Genomic DNA, 22,777 nt, shown 5'->3' with positions numbered 1-22,777 from the left:
GTAGCTCAGGCGGTTTCGGTGATGGGCCGGTCGACCCAGCTCATCAGGCCGCGGAGCTTGGCGCCGGTGACCTCGATGGGGTGCTCGGCGTTCTGCTTGCGCAGCGACTCCAGTTCCTTGTTGCCGCCCTCGACGTTGGCGACCAGGCGCTTGACGAAGGTGCCGTCCTGGATGTCGCGCAGGATCTCCTTCATGCGCTCCTTGGCGCCGGCGTCGATGACTCGCGGGCCCGACAGGTAGCCACCGAACTCGGCGGTGTCGGAGACCGAGTAGTTCATGCGGGCGATGCCGCCCTCGTACATCAGGTCGACGATCAGCTTCAGCTCGTGCAGCACCTCGAAGTAGGCCATCTCCGGCGCGTAACCGGCCTCGACCATGACCTCGAAACCGGTCTTCACCAGCTCCTCGGTGCCACCGCACAGCACGGCCTGCTCACCGAACAGGTCGGTCTCGGTCTCTTCCTTGAAGGTGGTCTTGATGACCCCGGCGCGGGTGCCGCCGATGCCCTTGGCGTAGGACAGCGCCAGCGCCTGGCCCTCGCCCTTCGGGTCCTGGTCGATGGCGATCAGCGCGGGCACGCCCTTGCCGTCGACGAACTGACGGCGGACCAGGTGGCCCGGGCCCTTCGGCGCGACCATGCCGACGGTGACGTTGCCCGGCGCCTTGATCAGGCCGAAGTGGATGTTCAGGCCGTGGCCGAAGAACAGCGCGTCGCCGTCCTTCAGATTCGGCTCGATCTCCTCCTTGAAGATGCCGGCCTGGGCGGTGTCGGGGGCGAGCACCATGATGACGTCGGCCCACTCCGCGACCTCGGCGGGCGTACCGACGGTCAACCCGGCCTCCTCGGCCTTCTCCCGCGACTTCGAGCCCTCCTTGAGGCCGATGCGCACCTCGACACCCGAGTCGCGCAGGCTCAGCGAGTGCGCGTGGCCCTGGGAGCCGTAACCGATGACGGCGACCTTGCGACCCTGGATGATCGACAGGTCGGCATCGTCGTCGTAGAACATCTCGACAGCCACTGGTTATATCCCTTCTGGAATCTCTATAAGCATTCGGTCAGCGCGCCGGCGGGCGCGCGGTATCAAAGTTCGGATCCACGAGCTGAGAATTTGCCCTGTCGATCCGGACAACTCTAACGAGTCGCGGTGATCGACTTGGGCCCGCGTCCCACGGCCACCACACCCGACTGCACGATCTCGCGAATCCCGTACGGCTCCAGCATTCGCAGCAACGCGTCGAGCTTGGACCTGGTCCCGGTCGCCTCGACGGTGAGCGCGTCGGGCGACACGTCGATCACCTTCGCCCGGAACAGGCCGACCGCCTCGATCACCTGGGTGCGCACGCTGGCGTCGGCGCGCACCTTCACCAGGATGAGTTCGCGGGCCACCGAATTCTCGGCGTCCTGCTCCACGATCTTGATGACGTTGACCAGCTTGTTCAGCTGCTTGGTGACCTGCTCGAGCGGCAGGTCCTCGACGGTCACCACGATGGTCATCCGCGAGATGTCCTTGACCTCGGTGCCGCCGACGGCGAGCGATTCGATATTGAACCCGCGCCGGGAGAACAGGCTGGCCACGCGGGCCAGCACGCCCGGCTTGTCCTCCACGAGCACGCTCAGGGTGTGGGTCGTACTCATTGTTCGGTCCCCTTCCGGGTGGCCCGCTCGTGCGCGTTGAGCGTGGCCTTCTCATGCGACATGGCCTCGTGGATCACCGCGGGCTCGGCGACGGCCTCGTCCTCGTCGAACAGCGGGCGGATGCCGCGGGCGGCCATGATCTCGTCGTTGGACGTGCCCGCGGCGACCATCGGCCACACCTGGGCGTCCTTGCCGACGATGAAGTCGATCACCACGGGGCGGTCGTTGATGGACTGCGCCTCCCGGATGGCGGCCTCGACATCCTCTTCCTTCTCCACGCGAATTCCGTGGCAGCCCAAGGCTTCCGCGAGCTTCACGAAGTCGGGGATGCGCAGGGTGTGGGTGCCCAGGTCGGTGTTGGAGTAGCGCTGTTCGTAGAACAGGGTCTGCCACTGCCGGACCATGCCGAGGTTGCCGTTGTTGATCAGCGCGACCTTGATCGGCACGCCCTCGACCGCGCAGGTGGCCAGCTCTTGGTTGGTCATCTGGAAACAGCCGTCGCCGTCGACCGCCCAGACCTCCTTGTCCGGCGCGCCCATCTTGGCGCCCATGGCCGCCGGGACGGCGTAGCCCATGGTGCCCAGACCACCGGAATTCAGCCAGGTGCGCGGCTTTTCGTACTTGATGAACTGCGCCGCCCACATCTGGTGCTGGCCCACGCCGGCCACGTAGACGGCGTCGGGACCGGCCAGCTCGCCCAGCTTCTCGATCACGAATTCCGGCGACAGCGAGCCGTCGCTGGGCGGGGTCCAGCCCAGCGGGTACTGCTTGCGGACGCCGTCGAGGTAGGACCACCACTCCGAAAGGTTCAGCAGCGGAACACCTTTGGCGGCGGGATCGGCCTTCAGCGTCTCGATCAGCTCGCCGATCACCTCGCGGCAGTCGCCCACGATCGGGACGTCGGCGTGCCGGTTCTTGCCGATCTCGGCGGGGTCGATGTCGGCGTGGATCACCTTGGCGTTCGGGGCGAAGGAGTCCAGGCGGCCGGTGACGCGGTCGTCGAAGCGCGCGCCGAGAGTGATCAACAGATCCGACCTCTGCAGTGCCGCAACCGCTCCCACGGTGCCGTGCATGCCCGGCATGCCCATGTTGAGCTGGTGGCTGTCGGGGAACGCGCCGCGCGCCATCAGCGTGGTGACCACCGGGATACCGGTCAGCTCGGCCAGTTCCAGCAGTTCCTTGGAGGCGTCGGCCTTGATCACGCCGCCGCCGACGTAGAGGACCGGCGACTTCGCCTCCATGATCATGCGGGCGGCCTCGCGCACCTGCTTGCCGTGCGGCTTGGTCACCGGACGATAGCCGGGCAGCCGCATCTCCGGCGGCCAGCTGAAGGTGGTCTGCGCCTGCAGCACGTCCTTCGGGATGTCGACCAGCACGGCGCCCGGGCGGCCGGTGGCGGCCAGATGGAAGGCCTCGGCGATGGTGCGCGGGATGTCGATCGGATCGTTGACCAGGAAGTTGTGCTTGGTCACCGGCATGGTGATGCCGGAGATGTCGGCCTCCTGGAAGCCGTCGGTGCCGATCAGCGAGCGTGCCACCTGGCCGGTGATGGCGACCAGCGGCACCGAGTCCATCTGCGCGTCGGCGATCGGGGTGACCAGGTTGGTGGCGCCCGGACCGGACGTGGCCATGCACACCCCGACCTTGCCGGTCGCCTGCGCGTAGCCGGTGGCGGCGTGACCCGCGCCCTGCTCGTGCCGGACGAGGACGTGACGCACCTTGGTGGAATCGAACAGCGGATCGTAGACCGGGAGTACCGCACCGCCCGGAATGCCGAAGATGGTGTCGACGCCGAGCTCCTCGAGGGAGCGGACGACCGACTGCGCGCCGGTCACCTTCTCGGGCGGGACCTGGCGGCGGTTTCCGGATGCCGCCGGTGTCGGCTGGTTGGCCGAAGGCGCGGGCCTGCGAGCCGAGGGCCCGGGCCGTGCGGTAGGTGCGCTCACCGTCTTTTCCTTACTGCTTGTTGTTCTGGTCACAGAACTTGCCTGAACATAAAAAAGCCCCCGACAGCCGAAGCTGATCGAGGGTGGCGCGTCGCAGCTGCGAGCTTGACGTTGTCAGGCTCAGCGCTGGACGCGCCGGCCGATTACGAGAAGCTCGATTCGATTCACGCGCACGACGGTATGCGTGCGAGAGCCGATGAGTCAAATTCCTTGACATGTGGTGTCCCATTATGTGAGACGGGGCGGTTTCGTCTGTCTGTCTACCGTGATGCGAGGATGGGGGTGTGTCGTCGCCGCATCAATCCGTGCCACCTGCTCGATCGTCGCATACCGCCGCGAGCGGAGCGGATACGGGTCGGGTGATCAGAATTCCCCGGCTCGGTCATATCGGAGTGCTCATCCTGGTGTTCTGCGTGGCGTTCCCGTTCTTCGGGTGGCCCGCGGTGCTGTGGGTGCTGTTCGCGATACCGGCCGCCGTGTCCCTGTGGATCGAGCGGTCCCGGACCACGGTGTCCGAGGGCGGGCTACGGCTGCGGACCGTGTTCGGGTCGCGGCACCTGGACTGGTCGCAGATCAAGGGTCTGCGAATTCCCAAGCGCGGCTTCGTACGTGCGCATCTGACCGACGACTCCGAGGTCGCGCTGCCCGCGGTGAGCTACGACCGCCTGCGGCTGCTGGTCGCGGCGTCGAACGGCCGCATCCCGGACCCCTTCGCCCAGCCGGACACCGAGCCCGACCTGGACGCTCCGGATGCCGAGCCCGCGGCGGACGCTCCGGATATCGAGCCCGCCGCGTCCGCTCCCGATACCGAGCCCGCCGCGTCCGCTCCCGATACCGAGCCCGCCGCGTCCGCTCCCGATACCGAGCCCGCGGCCGACGCTCCGGATGCGGACGGCACCGAGCCGAAATAGCGGCCGATACCCGCGGCGGGACGTCACCCGTGCCGCCGTGCCGGGAACAACAAGGACGGGTGCCGCGCTGCAACCCGATACCGCTCTTCTTCGCGGCGCGCACGCCACGGCTGGACCAGCTGGTGCCCGCGCGACGCCGACGACTTCCCGCGGGCTGCCTACCGGCGCATCTGTCCGTCACCCGCGGGAGTACCTTGGAACAGCCGCCGAGATTCTCGGCACAGTCGCCGACCAGCCCGGGCGACCCGATTCCGGCAGCACCGGAACGACGAGCGCCGATTCGGGGACCGTGAGAGATCCGTCCTCGCCGACGGCCCGGCGGGCCCGTACCCGACGACCTAGGACCCATACCCATGCCACCGCTTCGCTCACGCACCACCACCTTCGGACGCAATGCCGCGGGCGCTCGCGCCCTCTGGCGGGCCACCGGCCTCACCGACTCCGACTTCGGCAAGCCGATCGTGGCCATCGCGAACTCCTACACCCAGTTCGTGCCGGGCCATGTACATCTGAAGGACGTCGGCGAGATCGTGGCGGATGCGGTACGCGCCGCGGGCGGGGTGCCGCGCGAGTTCCACACCATCGCCGTGGACGACGGCATCGCGATGGGGCACGGCGGCATGCTCTACTCGCTGCCGAGCCGCGAGATCATCTCCGACTCGGTGGAGTACATGGTCAACGCGCACACCGCCGACGCGCTGGTGTGTATCTCCAACTGCGACAAGATCACTCCGGGCATGCTCAACGCGGCGATGCGGCTCAATATCCCGGCCGTGTTCGTCTCCGGCGGGCCGATGGAGGCCGGCAAGGCCGTGGTGGTCGGCGGCGTCGCCCAGGCCCCGACCGACCTGATCACCGCCATCTCGGCCAGCGCCTCCAGCGCTGTCACCGACGACGGCCTGTCCGAGGTCGAGCGCAGCGCCTGCCCGACCTGTGGTTCGTGTTCGGGCATGTTCACCGCCAATTCGATGAACTGCCTCACCGAGGCGCTGGGCCTGGCGCTGCCGGGCAATGGCTCCACCCTTGCCACGCACTCCGCCCGCCGGGCGCTGTTCGAGCGGGCGGGCACCACCATCGTCGACCTCGCGACCCGGTACTACCGCGACGACGACGAGTCGGTGCTGCCGCGAAACGTCGCCAACGCCAAGGCCTTCCGCAACGCGATGGCGCTGGACGTGGCGATGGGCGGTTCCACCAACACGGTGCTGCACACCCTCGCTGCGGCGCAGGAGGGCGAGATCGACTTCACCCTCGACACCATCGACGAGATCAGCCGCCGGGTGCCGTGCCTGTCGAAGGTCGCGCCCAACTCCGACTACCACATGGAGGACGTGCACCGCGCCGGCGGCATCCCCGCCATCCTCGGCGAGCTGCGCCGCGCTGGCCTGCTGGAAACCGACGTCACCACCGTGCACACCCCGACCCTCGAGGAGTGGCTCGACACCTGGGACATCCGCTCCGGCAAGGCTTCCGAGGAGGCCCTCGAGCTGTTCCACGCCGCGCCGGGCGGGGTGCGCACCACCGAGCCGTTCTCCACCGACAACCGGTGGTCGTCGCTGGACACCGACGCGGCCGGGGGCTGCATCCGCGATCTCGAGCACGCGTACACGGTCGAGGGCGGGCTGTGCGTGCTGCGGGGCAATATCGCTCCCGACGGCGCGATCCTCAAGACCGCCGGTATCGATGAGGATCTGTTCACCTTCGAGGGCCCGGCCGTGGTGGTCGAGTCTCAGGAGGAGGCGGTGTCGGCCATCCTCGGCAAGCAGATCAAGCCGGGTGATGTGGTCGTGGTCCGCTACGAGGGGCCGTCCGGCGGGCCGGGCATGCAGGAGATGTTGCATCCCACCTCGTTCCTGAAGGGGCTGGGCTTGGGCAAGCAGTGCGCGCTGATCACCGACGGCCGCTTCTCCGGTGGCACCTCGGGTCTGTCGATCGGGCACATCTCGCCCGAGGCGGCCAGCGGCGGCGCCATCGGCCTGATCGAGAACGGCGACCGCATCCGCGTCGACGTGCACACCCGCGCGCTCGAATTGCTGGTTCCCGACGAGGTTCTCGCCGAGCGGCGCGCGAAGATGGAAGCGTCCGAACGGCCGTGGCAGCCACTGCACCGCGACCGCACGGTCACCACCGCGCTGCGGGCCTACGCGGCGCTGGCGACCTCGGCCGACAAGGGCGCGGTTCGCCGGGTGCCCTGAACGCCTACCCCACCCGAAGGCCGGGACCCCTGACGGGATCCCGGCCTTCTGCCGTTCGGCGAGCGTCCCCCGCAAATGGTTCGCCACACATTCCCCACCACGCAGCCGAGCACTCCACACACATTCCCTACCACGCGGCCGAGCGGCCCCACATCCTCCCTACCGCACCACCGGGCGCCCCACATCCCCTGCCATGCCGCCGAGCCCCCTCACATTCCCTACCACGTGGCCGAGCGACTCCACACATTCCCTGCTACGCAACCGAGACCCCCACACATCCCCCACCACGCAGCCAAGCGGCCCCACACATCCCCTGCCACGCCACCGAGCGCCCCACACCCCCCACCACGCGGCCAAGCGGCCCCACACATTCCCAGCCACGCCACCAAGCGCCCCACACATTCCCAGCCACGCCACCGAGCACCCCACACATCCCCTGCCACGCAATCGAGCGCCCCGCACATTCCGTGCCATGCGGTTGAGCGCCCCGCACATCCCCTGCCACGCAATCGAGCGCCCCGCACATTCCGTGCCATGCGGTTGAGCGCCCCGCACATTCCGTGCCATGCGGTTGAGCACTGTGCCCCCACATTCCCTGCATTCCCGGCGTGCTTTGTGCCGGGAATGCAGGGGACGTCAGTCGATGGTGCCGACGAAAGGGTTGCCGCCGTGCAGCACGAGCCAGCCGCCGACGGCCGCGGCGATGGCGAGGACGAGGACCACGAACGAGCCCCAGGCCGGGCGGGTGGACCAGCCTCGGTTGCGGTCGAACGACAGGCGGCCGGGACCGGTGAGGATCAGCGCTGCGGCCAAGCCCGCGAGGATCGCCTCCAACTCCGTTGTCTTGTACTGGAATCCGGGGTCCATGCCCTGCTTCCACAGCCAGGCGTCGGCGATCGAGGCCAGCAGCGCACCGGCCGCCGGCGGGGTGGCCAGGCCCAGCAGCACCAGCGCGCCGCCGCCGACCTCGGAGATGGTGAGCATCGCGGTGGACAGCTCGATGTGCTTCCAGCCGCCCTGCTCCAGCATGTGCCGGGTGCCGTCCAGACCCGGGCCGTGGAACCAGCCCGCCAGCTTCTGCACGCCGTGATAGAGGAAGGTGAGGCCGAGGATCAGACGCAGGCCGAGAAGGCCCAGATCCAGTGTGCCGCGGCGGGTGTCGCGGCGGCGCTTGCGGCCGTTCTCGGCCGTGGCCGCCGGGGCGGGCGGGATGGTGGCGAACGCGTAGGTGGGCTCGTCCGACTCGCCGGGCCCAGCGGCGCCCGCCGCACCGGCGGCCGGGACCTCGGGCTCGAGACCCAGTTCGTCGTCGGTGCGCGGGACCTGCTTCCCCGATTCCGGTCGGACCGGCGGAAATTCACCGGTCGGGTTGTCGAAAGGGCTGGTGGCCGCGTGACTGGCCGTCTCGTGCGCTGCCTTGTCCGGCGGCTCGTTCGACTCCGGTGTCTGGTTCGGCTTGTCGGTCACGGGCTCAGAGTATGACGGGCGGACAGTCCGGGCGCTGTCCGATCTCGGCGTGTCCCGCCACACTCGCGCCCGCGCGGCGGCACACCCGCGCCCGCGGGCCAACCCCGTGCGAGCGTCCGGCGGGGTATTTCCGTAACGTCTGAGCCATGAGTGTGGTTGTCGCCGGCCGTGTCGCGTTGAGCTTGGCCGTCACCGCCGGTCTGCTGGCCGGTTGTGCGCGCTTCGACGAATCCGCGTCGGATCCGTTCACCCCCGCACCGACCATCCGGCCCGAAGGCGTCGAGCCGACCACTCCGCAACCGCCGAGCACCAAGAAGCGGCCGCCCGGGCCGTGCGAGGACCCCGACTCGAGCGTCGTCGCCAGCTGCATCAACGAATCCACGGGCGTGCTCGCCATGCCGGACGGCACCACCGGCGTCGTCGCCGAGCGCGCCACCGGCATGATCTTCATGATCGACACGCAGGATCCCGGGCCGTGGCCGTACTACCTGAAGCAGATGGCGCAGGTAGATGTGGACGCCTCGGGTGACGGCGGCCTGCTCGACATCACCCTCTCGCCCACCTACGGCGAGGACAAGCTGATCTACGCCTACATCACCACCGGCAGCGACAACCGCGTGGTGCGTATCGGCGCGGACGGCACCGCCAAGCCGATCCTCACCGGAATTCCCAAGAGTGACAGCGGGAATCGCGGTTCGATCGAGTTCATCGCGGCCGACAAGATGCTGGTGCTGACCGGTGACGCGGGCAACCCCGGCGCCGCGGCCGACCAGGGTTCGCTGGCCGGGAAACTGCTGCGGCTCACCAACCCCGCGCCGGGCAGCAGCGCGCCCGAGGTGCTGGCGTCCGGGATCGGCACGGCCGGCGGCGTGTGCCCCGACGTCGAGGGCAACATCTGGTTCACCGACCGCACTGCCGTCGCCGACCGCCTGCAGCGCCTGGATCCGAACGGCGCCATCACCACCGCCTGGAACTGGCCGGATCACCCCGGCGTCGCCGGCTGCGTGGCGGGCGACGACTTCGTTGCCGTCGCCATGTCCGAGGCGAAGGGCCTGGCGATGGCCAAGGTGGAGAAGGACTCACACGCCATCACCTCCGCCCCGGCGCTGATGTACCAGGACAAGTGGGGCCGCCTGAACGACGCCGCCCCCGGCCCGAACGGCCTGATCTGGGCCAGCACCGCCAACAAGGTCGGCGGTCAGCCCACCCCGACCGACGACCGCGTGGTCGTCATCTCGCCGTCGGGTGGCGGCGGCGGCACGCCGGACTGAGTCGCGGCTCCCCAGTCCTGGCCGGTGTCCGGGCGCGAGAACCTTGTCGGCGCATAGCCTGTGGCCGAAGCCGGTCCGATCGAAACGGAGTTGCCGAGTGCGTGTGGTGTTGTCGACGTACGGGTCGCGCGGGGACGTCGAGCCGATGGTCGCGTTGGCGATCCGGTTACGGGAGATCGGCGCCGAGGTGCGGCTGTGCGCGCCGCCGGACTTCGCGGGACGGCTGGCGGAGGTCGGGGTGCCGATGATCCCGGTCGGCCCGTCGGTCCGGCGGATGCTGGCGGGCGGTGACCAATCGCCGGAGGAACTGCTCGACCGCGCGGCGGAGTTGATCGCGGCGCAGTTCGACACCGTCGCCACGGCGGCCGAGGGATGTGATGTGCTGATGGCGGCCGGGCAGTTCCCGGCCGCGGCCGCGGCCCACTCCGTGGCCGAGAAATTGGGAATTCGCTACGTATACGCCAGTTTTCAGCAACTCACCCTGCCCTCGCCACATCGCCCGCCGCCCTACCCTGGTTGGCGGTTCCCCCCGGAGACCGGCAACCGCGCGCTCTGGGACCTGGATGCCCGGAACATCGATGCGCTGTTCGGCCCGGCGCTCAACACCCATCGGGCAGCGGCTGGTCTCGCACCGCTGCGCGATATCCGCGACCACACCTTCACCGATCGGCCGTTGCTCGCGACAGACCCGGTGCTGGATCCGTGGCAGGAGCCGGCCGACCTCGACGTGGTGCAGACCGGCGCGTGGCTGCTGCCCGACCCGCGTCCACTGCCCGCCGAGGTGACGGCGTTTCTGGACGCCGGCGCACCACCGGTGTACGTGGGTTTCGGCAGCATGCCGATGGCCGCCTCGGACATCACGCGGCTGACCGTCGAGGCGATCCGGGCGCAGGGCCGCCGGGTGATCGTCTCCCACGGCTGGGCCGAGCCGGCACCGGCCGACGAATCGGAGGACTGCCTCACCATCGGCGACGTGAATCACCAGGAGCTGTTCGACCGAGTTGCGGCCGTCGTGCATCACGGGGGTGCGGGCACGACGATGGCGGCCGCCCGCGCCGGCACGCCGCAGGTGGTGATACCGCAGCTGGCCGACCAACCGTATTGGGCACGCCGGGTGGCCGAGCTGCGGATCGGCGCGGCCTTCGGTCCGGGGTCGGCTCCCAGCCCCGAATCCCTTTCCGCCGCATTCGAGATCGCGCTCGCTCCGGCGGCCCGAGGCCGCGCCACCACCCTGGCCGGGTCGCTCCGCACGGGCGGGACGGCCGTGGCGGCGGCCATGCTGGTCGCGCAGGAGCAAGCGCCGAACGGCGGATAGCCGTCCGCGTCAGGCGGCGCCGCAGGCGGCGAGTACCAGTTCGCGGACGCGGGCGGCGTCGGCCTGGCCGCGGGTGGCCTTCATGACGTCGCCGACGATCTTGCCGGCCGCCTGCACCTTGCCGGAGCGGATCTTGTCGGCGATGTCGGGGTTGGCGGCGAGCGCCTTGTCCACCTCCGCCTGCAGGGCCGAGTCGTCGGACACCATGCCCAGGCCCTTGGCCTCGACGATCTGGCCCGGATCGCCCTCGCCCGCCAGCACGAAGTCGACGACCTGGCGGGCGACCTTGCTGTTGATGGTCTTGGCGTCCACCAGCGCCACCACCTCGGCGACCTGCTTCGGGGTGATCGGCAGCTCCTCCAGGGTGACCTCGCGCTCCTTGGCCCGCTCGGTCAGGGTGTTGACCCACCAGGAGCGGGCGGCGTCGACGGAGGTGCCCGCGTCGACGGTGGCGATGATCAGATCGAGCGCTCCGGCGTTGATCAGGTCGCGGAACACCTCGTCCGACAGGCCCCACTCGGCCTGGATGCGGGCGCGGCGCAGCCACGGGTACTCCGGGATGGTGGCGCGCAGCTCGTCCACCCAGGCGGCGTCGGGCGCGACGGGCTCGAGGTCGGGTTCGGGGAAGTAGCGGTAGTCCTCGGCGGTCTCCTTGACGCGGCCCGACGAGGTGCTGCCGTCGGTCTCGTGGAAGTGCCTGGTCTCCTGGATCACGGTGCCGCCGGAGGCGAGCACCGCGGCTTGGCGGCGCATCTCGTAGCGCACCGCCACCTCGACGCTGCGCAGCGAGTTGACGTTCTTGGTCTCGGTGCGGGTGCCGAAGACGGTGGCGCCCTTGGGCATCAGCGAGACATTGGCGTCGCAGCGCAGCGAGCCCTGCTCCATCTTCACGTCGGACACTCCGAGCGACTTCAGCAGATCGCGCAGCGCGGTGACGTAAGCGCGGGCCACCTCGGGCGCCCGGTCGCCGGCGCCGGTGATGGGCTTGGTGACGATCTCGATCAGCGGCACGCCGGCGCGGTTGTAGTCCAGCAGCGAGTGGCTGGCGCCGTGGATGCGGCCGGTGGCGCCGCCCACGTGCACCGACTTGCCGGTGTCCTCCTCCATGTGGGCGCGCTCGATCTCCACCCGGAAGGTGGTGCCGTCGTCCAGCGGCACCTCGAGGTGGCCGTTGGTGGCGATCGGCTCGTCGTACTGGCTGATCTGGTAGTTCTTCGGCTGGTCCGGGTAGAAGTAGTTCTTGCGGGCGAACCGGCCCCACGGGGTGATCGAGCAGTTGAGCGCGAGGCCGATGCGGATGGCCGACTCGACGGCCTTCTGGTTCACCACCGGCAGTGAGCCCGGCAGGCCCAGGCACACCGGGCACACCTGGGTGTTCGGCTCCGCGCCGAAGGTCGTCGGGCACCCGCAGAACATCTTCGTCTCGGTGCCCAGTTCGACGTGGACCTCCATGCCCAGCACCGGCTCGTACCGGTCGACGACGTCGGCATAGTCCATCAAGTCCACCGTGGGTGCAGTCATGTCTCTCAGTCTAAGTAAGGTCGCCCCGGTGACCCTCACCCGCCCGAGCCGGGTGAGGGTTCCCCTCCTCGACCGATCAGTCGGCGGCGATGGCCTCGACGATCGGCATCCGGGCCGCGCGGAAGGCCGGTGGGATGGCACCCAGCAGGGCCAGGATCAGCGCGGCGGCACCGTAGACCAACAGGATCGGGCTCGGCCGGTAGACCACGTCGATGGTCATGGCCTGGCCCATCGCGAGCGTGGCGAGGTATTGCACGGCGGCACCGGTGACCAATCCGATTGCGGCACCGGCCATTCCGATGCCGATGGCCTCGGTGATCACGGTGCGCAACAGAAAGCGACGGCTGGTGCCCATCGCGCGCAGCACGCCGAGTTCGCGACGGCGTTCCAGCACCGACAGCATCAGTGTGTTGAGCAACGCCGCGGTGGATACCAAAACCACGATCCAGAGAATCGAACTGGACAACGACGTTCCCTGTTGCACGCCTTGGGAAACCGCGGCCACCGCCTCCTGGCCGGTGTCGACGGCCAGGTCGGGCCCGGCGACCCGGCGCAGAGCGGCCAGCACCGCGGCCTCGTCGGCGCCGGGGGCGAAATCGACGCCGAGGATCGTCTCGCCGGGCCGTTCGTACCACTGCCGCATGATGTCGATGTCCAGCAGCACGATGCCGGAGACGGCCGAGAAGTACGGGATCACCTGGAGCACCCGGACGTTGTGGATGCCGGTGGGAGTCGGCATGTCCAGCACCGAGCCCTGGTGGACGCCCAGTGATTTGGCGACGTCTCGCGACAGCACCACACCCTCGCCGGACGCCATCTGCTTCGGCACAGCCGGGTCCAGCTCGCCGATCAGGGAGGAGCGCACCCCGTTCTCGTAGGCCTGCAGCATCACCCGGTCGCGGCCGAGCGTGGCGAAGGCCATCTGGGCGGCGCCGACGTTCTCCACTCCGGGCACCGCGCGGATCCGCTCCCGCAGGTCGGTCGGAAGCAATGGGCCCGTGGGGAATTCGGCCAGCGCCGACGGGCTCACGTAGGCGTCGCGGTCGGCGAGGTCCTGGAACGACGCCGCCGCCGAATCGACCAGGTTGCGCGATGCGCCGCCCATCGCGACCGTCGCCGTGACGCCGATCATGACCGTCATGGTGGTCGCCCAGACCCGGCGCGGGGCACGCTCGATGGTGGTCGCGCCCAGGGCGCCCGGGGCGCCGAACAGTCGCGCGATTCCCGCGGCCAACCGGATGATCGGCCCGGACGCCGCGAAGCACAGCCCCACCGCTCCCGCGATCGACAGCGAGATGGCCGCCAGGGACAACCGGCCCAGCTTCGCCTCGGCGACGAATACCGCCGCGACGATCATCCCCACGCCGGTGAGCCCGGCCAGCCACCGCAGTAGCGGGGGCACCAGATCGGATTTCGACACCCCGACCGGAGCCAGCGCCTCGATCGGCTCGACCTTGTAGATCTGCCGGGCGGCGATCGAGGCGGCCGCCACACTCGCGAGGACGCAGGCGGCGATCGCGACCGGAATCGCGTACCACGGCACCATGTACTCGGTGCGCGACTCCACCGCGGCCACCATCGCCGACGGGATCTTGTCGATCGCGGTGCGCCCCGCGAACATTCCGATCACCGCGCCGATGGCGCCGCCCACCACGCCCAGCAGGGCGGCCTCGGCGACCAGGTCGCGCACCATGGGCCCGCGCCGGCCACCTATCGCGCGCAACAGCGAGAGCATCGGACGCCGTTGCGCCACGGCCATGCTCATCGCGTTGTAGATGAGGAACCCCGAGACGATCAACGCGGCGGCGGATGCCATCGTTGTCGAGTAGCGGACCAGCTGAATGGCGCCTCCGGCCTGCGCCGTCCGCAGGCTCGGGTCGGCCACCACCGCTCGCCCGTTCACCACCGCGGTCAGGTCCGAACGTAGTTGTCCGACATCGGTATCCGGCCTCGGGACGATTTGGACGGAGTCCAGCATGCCGACGCGGTTCACCAGTTGCTGTGCCACCGGCAGGGTGGCGACGACGATATGCCCGCCGTTGAGGTCCTTCGAGGCGGCCTCGTCGAGCACGCCCGCGACCGTGACGGTGGCCGAGCCGAGCCGGAATCGTTCGCCCTCGGCATGTCCGAGAGCCGCGCCGACCAGGACGCCGTTAGGAACCGACAGCAGCTTCGCCGCATCCCCGCGCATCGGGCCGTCCAGGTCGCTGCCCAGCGCCGCCACACTGGCGTCGGCGCCGACCAGCAGCGTCCGGTCGCCGTGGTTGCCCACCCGGGTGCGCAGCATCGGGACGGCCGCCTCGACGCCGGGCACGGCCCGCAGCTCCGGCAGCAGTTGCTGATCGAAGCCGGATTCGGTGATGCCGGAGATCTCCAGTTGCGCCTTGCCGCCGAGGGCGTGGGTGAGCTTGTCCACCGAGCCGGTGACCGAGCCGGCGATGCTCAGCACGGCGACCAGCAGCGCGGCCGAAACCGCCATGACCGCCATCGACATCAGGGTGCGGCCGCGGTGGATCAGAAGTTCGCCGATGTTGAACAGCCGCAGCCGATCCCAGCCCGCACCGATCACGCGCGCACCGCCTTCTCGATCTCGGCGACGCTCGCGTGCCCGCGCTCGACCTTGTCGTTCGAGCCGATTCGGCCGTCGCGCAGCGTGACCACCCGGTCGCAGTACTGCACAGCGCCCATGTCGTGAGTCACCATCACGACCGAATTGCCGGTGCCGGTGATCTCGCCGAGCAGTTCGAGGATCGCCGCGCCGGTCTTGGAATCCAGGTTGCCCGTGGGCTCGTCGGCCAGGATCAACGGCGGGTCCATGATCAGCGCCCTGGCCACGGCCACGCGCTGCATCTGGCCGCCGGACAGCTCGGCCGGGCGGTGCTCGGCGCGGTCACCGAGGCCGACCAGATCCAACAGCTCCAGCGCGCGTGGCCTGGCGCGGCGTAACCCGGTGCCGTCGAGCAGTTTCGGGATCGCGACGTTCTCCCACGCCGACATCGTCGGCAGCAGGTTGAAGAACTGGAACACGAAACCCACGCGATGACGCCGGAATTCGGACTGGCGGTTGTCGTCCAGTGTGCCGATCTCCTCACCGCGGAACCGGATCGAGCCCGAGCTGGGCGTATCCAGCGCGCCCAGCAGGTGCAGCAGGGTGCTCTTGCCGGAGCCGGACGGGCCGATTATCGCGGTGAACTCACCTGCCTCGATGCGCAGGCTCACGCCGTCCAACGCACGCACCTGCTGCTTTCCGACCAGATACTCCTTGGTGACATCGGTCAGTTCCAACACGGCGGTCGCCCTCTCTGTCGTACTTCGGCGCGGTGCTACGCACGCCGGCATGCTGCTGGCTGTCGGTGCCGGATCAGGAGGCCAACGCCCGGGCCTCCCGCCAGCGGCGGGCGTCCTGGGCGTCCAGCACGGCCCTGAGCACGGGCTGCTCGGCCGCCAGCTCGAGGTATGCCTCGGCGGCCGACTGCCCCACCATCTGGGCCTGATCCAGCTTTGCGCGCATGTGGTTGTCCCACTGGTACTGCAGTGCGGCCAGCACGCCGGCGGGGCCACCGAAGAGTCGGTCGCAGTCGGGAAGGTCGTAGAACATGCCGGGGGTGGCCGGGTCCGCGGCCGCGCGGGCGAGTACCTCGTGCAGGATTTCGGTACGAGCGTGCAGATCGCGCCACGTCATCGCACCCACCTCCTTTGTGCGTGTGCCCGCCGCTCACCACCGGGCACGGTGCCTTTCACGCTACGGCGGCCGGGCCGCGCAGTCGTCGTGCCGCGGACGAGACTTCCACTCCTACCGTGGTAGGAGAACCGGTGCGTTCACGGCACGATGCCGCGGTCCCGGCCGGGCGGCTAGCCTTGCAGAATGGCTGTGACCGACGCCACCGGGCGGGGCGACAGGGCCCCCGGGCAAGGCGAGACCGGGCCGACCGGTACCGCCGCCCAGGCGCGGCTGTCCGGCCGGATCAGCGCCCGGTTCCGCGAATTCCTGCACGACCCGGTGAATTCGGTCCGTCGCAAAATCGAGGACAGCAGCTACGATTACCCGGCCTCGGTCGTCTACACCGCCGACGGCGCGATGATCATCACCGCGATCGCCGCGGCCGCGCTACGTCACGACTACTTCGCCACGACGCTGCCGTTCGTCGCGGTGGCGATCCTGGTGTTGTGCTACCCGATCATCTTCCTGTTCGACCTGGAGCCGCACCCCGTCGTACTGGCCGGATCGGCCATGACGGCCGCGGCGATCTTCCTGGCGCAGCCGGTATCCCCCGACTGCGCGCCTCTGGTGCTGACGGTGGTCGTGGGCGAGGTCGCGGCCATCGCCCCGAAGAAGATAAGCATCGCGGCCACCCTCGCCGCCATGCTCCAACTCGTCGTCTTCGCCGCGATGGGCAATGTGGACGGCGGGCTGCCGATGTATCTGGTCGGCGTCGTACTGGGCTGGATGGTCGGACTGATGCTGCAGTTCCAGCGCCGATTCCTCTACCAGGAGAGGGAGAATCAGGAGATCCGCGCGATCCGCGCCGCCGACGAGGAGCGCCGCCGCATCGCCCGGGAGGTGCACGACGTGATCGCGCACTCGCTCAGCGTCACCATGCTGCACCTGACCGCCGCCCGCCACGCTCTGCAGACCGACCGCGACGTGGACGAGGCGGTGGACGCGCTCACCGACGCCGAACGCCTCGGCCGCCAGGCCATGTCCGACATCCGCCGCACGGTCGGCCTGCTCGATCAGCGCCCGTCCAGCAGCACACCCGAGCCGGGGCTCGACGACATCGACGGTCTGGTAACGGATTTCGTGCGCGCGGGCCTTCCGGTCGACTGCACGATCACCGGCGACACCGCCGCGGTCTCGGCGACCACGGGCCTGGCGCTGTACCGGATCAGCCAGGAGTCGCTGGCCAATGTCGCGAAACACGCGCCCGGCGCGGAGGTAGTCCTCCGCATCGAGGTGACGGAGGCAGCGGTGACAGCCACGGTGATCAACACCCTGCCCGGCTGGACCGTGCATCGCGGCGGCGGCATGGGCATCTCCGGCATGCGCCAGCGAGCCACCCTGCTGGGCGGCTCGCTGACCGCGGGCCCGCACGACGGCAACACCTGGCAGGTGCGCGCCCACATCCCGCTCGGGGCCGGCAAGCCGACGGGCGGTTGCGTGGTCACCGGCACGGAGGATCCGCTGCGGGTGGTGCGCGATGCCTTCGTTTCGATGACCAGGAAAATGCAGGAGGGCACGTGACAACGGGAGCGGATACCGCGGGCAGCGCGGTGGAGGCGGAGGCCGACACCATCACGGTCCTCGTCGTCGACGATCAGGAACTGGTGCGCGGCGGACTGCGCCGCATCCTGCGCCGCCGCGACGGCTTCGCCGTCACCGAATGCTCCGACGGCGACGAGGTGCCCTCGGCGGTGGCAGCCCAGCGCCCCGACGTGGTGCTGATGGATCTGCGAATGAAACGGGTCGGCGGCATCGACGCCACCCGCCTGCTCCGCGCCCGCGAGGGCGCGCCCCCGGTCCTGGTGCTCACCACCTTCGACGACGAGCAGCTACTGTCGGGCGCACTGCGGGCGGGCGCGGCCGGGTTCCTGCTGAAGGACTCCCCCGCCGAAGACCTCATCCGCGCGGTCCGCACGGTCGCCGCGGGCGGGTCCTGGCTCGACCCGTCGGTCACCGGTCGCGTGCTCTCGGCGTATCGATCGGTGCGTCCCGCCCCGGCGAAAGCGCAGAACCGCCTCGCCGAGTTGACCGCTCGCGAGTTCGAGGTGCTCCGGCTGATAGGTCGCGGTCAGGTCAACTCCGAAATCGCAGACGAGCTCGGTATCTCGGAGGTGACCGTAAAGAGCCACGTAGGGCACATTTTCGGCAAGCTCGGGTTAAGGGATCGGGCCGCCGCTATCGTGTACGCGTTTGACCACGGCGTGGTCGCACCCGGAGAATCGGCAGTCTGAGGGGCAGGCACAACCCCGGTGGCACACCGGGCACGGGTTTCGCACCCTGCCCAGGATGTGGAGGTTGCACCGGTGGACGCACCGCGGTCGCGGGCCGGCGACAGATTCGGCCCGTACGAGCTGCGCTCGCTGCTGGGCAGAGGCGGCATGGGCGAGGTCTACGAGGCCTACGACACCAACAGGGACCGGGTCGTCGCGCTGAAGCTGCTGCCGAGAGCACTGGCGGAGGATCCCGCGTACCAGGCCCGGTTTCGCCGCGAATCACAGGCCACGGCCGGTTTGTCGGAACCACACGTCATTCCGATTCACAACTGGGGCGAGATCAACGGCGTCCTCTACATCGACATGCGGCTGGTGCGCGGCGACAACCTGCGCACGCTGCTGCGCCGGCACAGTCCGATGGACCCGGACCGTGCCGTCGCTCTGGTCGAGCAGGTCGCGGCCGCTCTCGACGCCGCGCATAGCGCGGGCCTGGTGCACCGCGATGTCAAACCCGCCAATATCCTCGTCACCGCATCGGATTTCGCGTATCTCTCGGATTTCGGTATCTCCCGCAGCGAGGGCGACAGCAGTGTGACGCTGGTGGGCACCGCCGCCGCGACCTATACCTATATGGCGCCGGAACGGTTCGATGTCGGCCCGGTCACCGGCCGTGCCGATATCTACTCTCTGGCGTGTGTGCTGCACGAATGCCTCACGGGCGCACCGCCGTATCCGTCGAAGAACGTGAGCGCCCTGATCCGCGCCCACCTGTCCGATCCGCCGCCGCGGCCCAGCCTGCAACGCTCGGACGTCCCGCCCGCACTGGACGCGGTGATCGCGCACGCGATGGCGAAGGCGCCGGACGATCGCTACGCCACCGCAGGCGAGTTCGCGGGCGCCGCCCGCGCGGCATTCGGGCTGTCGGTGGGATACGGCCACACCCCGGTGGATACCGGGAGCATTCCGACCCCCGGCTACGACGGGCCGGACATGTTCGCCGAGGACACGAGCCACCAGGCCGAGGACGACTACGCGTCCGATCGCTACGCGGCGAGCACCGGCGAATTCTCCACCGCCGCAGGCGCATTCGATGATTCCGTCCGCACGCCCGCCGAATCGGAGGCGGTACAGCATTTTCCGCCCGCCGACCCGAATCCGCCCCGAGGCCGGTACGTGGTCGGACACGGCCCCGGATCCGATACCGAGAACACATCCTCGCGGGTCGGCGCGCAACCACCCGGGAATCCGCAACGCCCACGCCCATTCAGTCTCGACCGTGCCCCAGCCGAGCCCCCGGCCTCCCCCCGCGCCGACGCCGCAAGCCCCTCCCACCCTGCCGCCGCAAGCTCCCCCCGAAACCCCGCCGAAAGCCCGCTCGACTCCGCACCCGGAAGCCGCCCCTACCCTCCTGCCAGCCCATCCCACGCCCTTGGCGGAGCCCCATCTCACACTTCTGCCGGAGGCCCTTCCCGCACGCCTGCTGAGGCCCCGTCCCACACCTCTGGCGAAGCCCCGTCCCTCACTTCTGCCGGAGGCCAATCCCCCACTCGTGCCGGAGCCTCATCTCGCACGCCTGCTGAGACTCCGCCCCACCCTGGCGAAACCCCATCCCACACCCCGGCCGGAGGCCCATCCCCCACTGCTGCCGGAGCACCATCCGACGTTTCTGCCGGAAGTCTGGCCGATCTTGCTGCCGGACGGCGGCCCGGCTCCGAAGCCGGAGACCCGATCGGCAGCGCCGGAGACCCGCGGGCCTCGCAAGGGGTAGGGAACGAGCCCGCCGCAGCGGCTCGGGAACCGAATCTGTTCCAGCCGTTCGGGCCGGAGGGCCCGACCATTCCCGCCCGCTTCCCACCGCGCGGCCCGGTCGCGACTCCCGAGAGCGAACCGCCTGCCACGCAACCCACCACCGTGATGCGAACCGGAACGGCGGGATCCGCGACCGGTCTGCCGCAGCGGCGGCCCGGTACTCCCCCGGGCACCGAAGCCGCTGGCACACAACGGCGCTCACGCCCCGGCGAGGATGCCGCGCGCCGTCCCGCCACCGGGTTTCCGACCACGGGGTCGCTGCGGATCATCCCGCCCGCCGACCCGGATCGTGACCGCGACACCTCCGGCGACCTCCCGGTGATCCGGCCGACGGACCCGACGCTGGTGCGCCCCGACGAATTCCAGTTCACCCCGTTGGCCGGGAATTCCACTCATCCCGCCGCAGACAACCCCAGCCCCGGCGAATACGTCGAGCCCCCGAGCGCCTACCCACTACACGAACCCGACAACCACAGCGGCTACACCGCAACAGAAAACGACTACACCCGGCGCATCGACACCCACGCGGGACGCGACGACGCCTACCCCGAGCCCGACACCAAACCCGGTCCCGGCGACACCTACCCCCGGCGCGACACCTACGCGGGACCCGACGACACCTACCACCAGCCCGACATCCACGCCGGACCCCACGACACTTACCTCCGGCCCGAATCCAGCGGCCGCGGCTCCGAAGATCATTACGCCCGGCCGGACGATTTCGACACCGGATCCGACGACCCTTACCTCCGGCCAGCGGCTTACTCCGATCCCGAGGATGACTTCCCCCGAACCAAGGCACCCAACGATCCCGAGGAGACCTACGCCCGGAGCAAGGCGGACTACCCAGGCTCCGACGACACGTACCCCCGGACCAAGGCCGACTACCCCGGACCCGACGACGAATACCCCCGGAGCAGCAACCCGTACGCCGAATCCGACGACGCCTACGCTGGAGCGGCCGAACGCCCGGAACTCAGCGATCCTTATCGCAGGTCCGCGGCCGACCGCGCCGGAGCCGAGGACGCCTACGGCCGAACCGAATCCGACTACCGGGCACCCGGGGGCGCCTACGCCGACACCGACGATCCCTATGCCCGCACCGAGGCCGACTACGCCCGGCCCGGCGACAACTACCCCCTCCCCGACGACGAGTACCCCGGCAACTACGCACAGTCCGCGTACACCCGATCGGATGCCAACTACCGCCACCCGGACGACAACTACCGGCACCCCCAGGCATACGGCGACGAGTACGAGGAATACGACTACGCCTTCGGCGGCCGGCCCGACCCCGACCGGGCCGCGCCCGAGCACGACGACGGGTACGGCGGCTCGCGCAGACGTTCCATCGTGCTGCCGATCGTGCTCTGCGTGCTGGCGGTGGCGTTCGCGGCGGTGGCGGCCGTGGTCGGCTGGCGGTTCGTGAGCAAGCCGGGCAGCACCGCTCCGTCGGTGGCTTCCGGCCCGACCGACTCGAATGTCCCGGTCTCCCAGCCGCCTCCGCGGACGGCGTCGAGCAGCGGCACGTCCACCGCGACCACCACCGCGGCCGTGCCCGCCGGCGCCACCGAGTGCCAGGGCGCGACCCGCTCGCAGGGCAAGTACACGAAATCGGCGACGGGCACCTCGGTCACGTCGTGCGCGTTCGCCGAGGCGGTGCGCGCGGCCTACGCCGAGGAGGCGGAGACCGGTTCCGGCACACCGACCTCCGTGGTCGCTGTCAGTCCGGTCACCGGCCGGTCGTACACGATGAACTGCTCGCCGTCGGGCCGGATCATCACCTGTACCGGTGGCGAGAACGCGGTGGTGTATGTCTACTGAGGTGAAGTGTTTCCGGCGCAAAGGTTTTCGATGGGCGCTGCTGGTGGTGTCGACGGCGACGATCGCGGCGTGCACGGCGCACGCCGGTGCTCCGCTTCCGGTGGCCGACGAGCCGGTCGTGATCGCGGCCCCGACCGTGAACGAGGCGCAGCAGCAGCCCGCACCGCATCGCGTCGGTGACGATCTCGCCGTCCCGAACTCGCTGGCCAACGAATTCGCCGCGCTGCAAGCCGAATTGCCGGGCACCATGGGCCTGGCCGTGATGCCGGTCGGCGGCGACCGCGTGATCACCCTGGGCAACTGGACCACCGGCATCGCCTGGTCGACCATCAAGGTCCCGCTGGCGCTGGTGGCCTTGCGCAACGATCCGGAGGGTCTGCTCGACACGGCATCGGCGGCAATCACCGCGTCCGACAACGAGGCGGCCCAGCAGCTGTGGGACGCCATCGGCGGCGGCGATCGCGCGGCCGACGCGGTGGAGGCGGTGCTGCGCGAAACCGGGGACACCACAACCGATGTCGCCGACCGGCACAATCCGGAGGCGCGCGAGACGGTCGACGACCCGCTGGCCTTCGGCGCGACCGTGTGGACGCTGCTCAACCAGGTGCGCTTCGCCAGCCGCCTGCCGTGTCTGCCCCAGGCGGCGCGGGTGGTGGATCTGATGAGCGAGATCACCTCCAGCCAGTCCTGGGGCCTGGGCGCCTTCGTCGGCGCCGAGTACAAGGGCGGCTGGGGTCCCGACGACGAGACGGGCGCGTACCTGGTCCGCCAGTTCGGACTCATCCCCACCTGGTCCGGCCAGCTCGCGGTGGCCTTTGCCGCACAGCCGGATTCGGGCACGTTCGACGACGGCACCGCGATGCTCGACAAGATGGCCGCTCTGCTGGCAAAACACATCCGCGAGTTGGGCGGCGGCGAGTGCCGGAGGTGAGCGCGGCGGCCGTCGCA

General features: G+C 69.8%; 16 protein-coding genes. 8 read left to right on the top strand and 8 right to left on the bottom strand.

Features of this window, described 5'->3' with window-relative positions:
• Positions 1 to 5: 5 nt before the first annotated feature.
• The 3 genes from ilvC to NWFMUON74_RS09840 all read right to left on the bottom strand — a co-directional run bounded on the left by ilvC (position 6) and on the right by NWFMUON74_RS09840 (position 3,582).
• Positions 6 to 1,007: a ketol-acid reductoisomerase gene (gene ilvC / locus NWFMUON74_RS09850; protein WP_187689046.1), complete on the bottom strand. Its 1,002-nt coding sequence runs from the start codon at positions 1,005 to 1,007 to the stop codon at positions 6 to 8.
• Positions 1,008 to 1,132: 125 nt separating this feature from the next.
• Positions 1,133 to 1,636: an acetolactate synthase small subunit gene (gene ilvN / locus NWFMUON74_RS09845; RefSeq protein WP_187687524.1), complete on the bottom strand. Its 504-nt coding sequence runs from the start codon at positions 1,634 to 1,636 to the stop codon at positions 1,133 to 1,135.
• A complete protein-coding gene (locus NWFMUON74_RS09840; RefSeq protein ID WP_187687523.1) occupies positions 1,633 to 3,582 on the bottom strand; it encodes an acetolactate synthase large subunit in 1,950 nt (649 codons plus the stop codon). The genes ilvN and NWFMUON74_RS09840 overlap by 4 nt, the downstream gene beginning before the upstream one ends.
• Positions 3,583 to 3,941: 359 nt before the next feature.
• Between NWFMUON74_RS09840 and NWFMUON74_RS09835 the strand changes: the two genes are divergently transcribed.
• On the top strand, positions 3,942 to 4,493 hold the full coding sequence (locus tag NWFMUON74_RS09835) for a PH domain-containing protein (protein WP_187687522.1): 552 nt from the start codon (positions 3,942 to 3,944) through the stop codon (positions 4,491 to 4,493).
• Positions 4,494 to 4,846: 353 nt separating this feature from the next.
• Positions 4,847 to 6,688, top strand: a complete 1,842-nt coding sequence (gene ilvD, locus NWFMUON74_RS09830; protein WP_187687521.1) for a dihydroxy-acid dehydratase — start codon at positions 4,847 to 4,849, stop codon at positions 6,686 to 6,688.
• A 636-nt stretch (positions 6,689 to 7,324) separates the two neighbouring features.
• Here the strand turns inward: ilvD and NWFMUON74_RS09825 are convergent.
• Positions 7,325 to 8,155, bottom strand: coding sequence for a DoxX family membrane protein (locus NWFMUON74_RS09825; protein WP_187687520.1), 831 nt, complete (start codon positions 8,153 to 8,155; stop codon positions 7,325 to 7,327).
• Between the two features lie 146 nt (positions 8,156 to 8,301).
• Between NWFMUON74_RS09825 and NWFMUON74_RS09820 the strand changes: the two genes are divergently transcribed.
• Entirely contained in the window at positions 8,302 to 9,426 is a 1,125-nt protein-coding gene (locus tag NWFMUON74_RS09820; RefSeq protein WP_187687519.1) for a PQQ-dependent sugar dehydrogenase, read from the top strand.
• A gap of 97 nt (positions 9,427 to 9,523) precedes the next feature.
• On the top strand, positions 9,524 to 10,741 hold the full coding sequence (locus NWFMUON74_RS09815) for a glycosyltransferase (protein WP_187687518.1): 1,218 nt from the start codon (positions 9,524 to 9,526) through the stop codon (positions 10,739 to 10,741).
• A gap of 9 nt (positions 10,742 to 10,750) precedes the next feature.
• Here NWFMUON74_RS09815 and gatB read toward each other — a convergent pair whose 3' ends face one another.
• The 4 genes from gatB to NWFMUON74_RS09795 form a co-directional block, all read right to left on the bottom strand.
• On the bottom strand, positions 10,751 to 12,262 hold the full coding sequence (gene gatB / locus NWFMUON74_RS09810; RefSeq protein WP_187687517.1) for an Asp-tRNA(Asn)/Glu-tRNA(Gln) amidotransferase subunit GatB: 1,512 nt from the start codon (positions 12,260 to 12,262) through the stop codon (positions 10,751 to 10,753).
• A gap of 76 nt (positions 12,263 to 12,338) precedes the next feature.
• Positions 12,339 to 14,831, bottom strand: a complete 2,493-nt coding sequence (locus NWFMUON74_RS09805; protein ID WP_187687516.1) for an FtsX-like permease family protein — start codon at positions 14,829 to 14,831, stop codon at positions 12,339 to 12,341.
• Entirely contained in the window at positions 14,828 to 15,601 is a 774-nt protein-coding gene (locus NWFMUON74_RS09800) for an ABC transporter ATP-binding protein (protein ID WP_187687515.1), read from the bottom strand. Before NWFMUON74_RS09800 ends, NWFMUON74_RS09805 begins: the two co-directional genes overlap by 4 nt.
• A gap of 22 nt (positions 15,602 to 15,623) precedes the next feature.
• The gene (locus NWFMUON74_RS09795) at positions 15,624 to 15,944 is read right to left on the bottom strand and encodes a hypothetical protein (protein WP_187687514.1); all 321 of its coding nucleotides are present in this window, start codon (positions 15,942 to 15,944) and stop codon (positions 15,624 to 15,626) included.
• 183 nt (positions 15,945 to 16,127) lie between these two features.
• Here NWFMUON74_RS09795 and NWFMUON74_RS09790 point away from each other — a divergent pair, with 183 nt between their 5' ends.
• The 4 genes from NWFMUON74_RS09790 to NWFMUON74_RS09775 all read left to right on the top strand — a co-directional run bounded on the left by NWFMUON74_RS09790 (position 16,128) and on the right by NWFMUON74_RS09775 (position 22,760).
• On the top strand, positions 16,128 to 17,504 hold the full coding sequence (locus NWFMUON74_RS09790) for a histidine kinase (protein ID WP_187687513.1): 1,377 nt from the start codon (positions 16,128 to 16,130) through the stop codon (positions 17,502 to 17,504).
• A complete protein-coding gene (locus NWFMUON74_RS09785; RefSeq protein WP_232110936.1) occupies positions 17,501 to 18,214 on the top strand; it encodes a response regulator in 714 nt (237 codons plus the stop codon). The genes NWFMUON74_RS09790 and NWFMUON74_RS09785 overlap by 4 nt, the downstream gene beginning before the upstream one ends.
• A 72-nt stretch (positions 18,215 to 18,286) precedes the next feature.
• The gene (locus NWFMUON74_RS36855; protein WP_425343084.1) at positions 18,287 to 21,829 is read left to right on the top strand and encodes a serine/threonine-protein kinase; all 3,543 of its coding nucleotides are present in this window, start codon (positions 18,287 to 18,289) and stop codon (positions 21,827 to 21,829) included.
• A complete protein-coding gene (locus NWFMUON74_RS09775; protein ID WP_187687512.1) occupies positions 21,819 to 22,760 on the top strand; it encodes a serine hydrolase in 942 nt (313 codons plus the stop codon). Before NWFMUON74_RS36855 ends, NWFMUON74_RS09775 begins: the two co-directional genes overlap by 11 nt.
• Positions 22,761 to 22,777: the final 17 nt, after the last annotated feature.

Source organism: Nocardia wallacei, from assembly GCF_014466955.1.
Taxonomy (GTDB): Bacteria; Actinomycetota; Actinomycetes; order Mycobacteriales; family Mycobacteriaceae; genus Nocardia; species Nocardia wallacei.
This window is presented reverse-complemented; position numbering and strand designations above follow the sequence as displayed.

Bases quoted from the DNA above. Each gene is read 5' to 3' on its own strand.
- NWFMUON74_RS09775 (WP_187687512.1), top strand. From the start codon at position 21,819: ATGTCTACTGAGGTGAAGTGTTTCCGGCGCAAAGGTTTTCGATGGGCG.
- NWFMUON74_RS09800 (WP_187687515.1), bottom strand. From the start codon at position 15,601: ATGCCGGCGTGCGTAGCACCGCGCCGAAGTACGACAGAGAGGGCGACC.
- ilvN (WP_187687524.1), bottom strand. From the start codon at position 1,636: ATGAGTACGACCCACACCCTGAGCGTGCTCGTGGAGGACAAGCCGGGC.
- NWFMUON74_RS09820 (WP_187687519.1), top strand. From the start codon at position 8,302: ATGAGTGTGGTTGTCGCCGGCCGTGTCGCGTTGAGCTTGGCCGTCACC.
- ilvC (WP_187689046.1), bottom strand. From the start codon at position 1,007: ATGTTCTACGACGACGATGCCGACCTGTCGATCATCCAGGGTCGCAAG.
- NWFMUON74_RS09795 (WP_187687514.1), bottom strand. From the start codon at position 15,944: ATGACGTGGCGCGATCTGCACGCTCGTACCGAAATCCTGCACGAGGTA.
- NWFMUON74_RS09790 (WP_187687513.1), top strand. From the start codon at position 16,128: ATGGCTGTGACCGACGCCACCGGGCGGGGCGACAGGGCCCCCGGGCAA.
- gatB (WP_187687517.1), bottom strand. From the start codon at position 12,262: ATGACTGCACCCACGGTGGACTTGATGGACTATGCCGACGTCGTCGAC.
- ilvD (WP_187687521.1), top strand. From the start codon at position 4,847: ATGCCACCGCTTCGCTCACGCACCACCACCTTCGGACGCAATGCCGCG.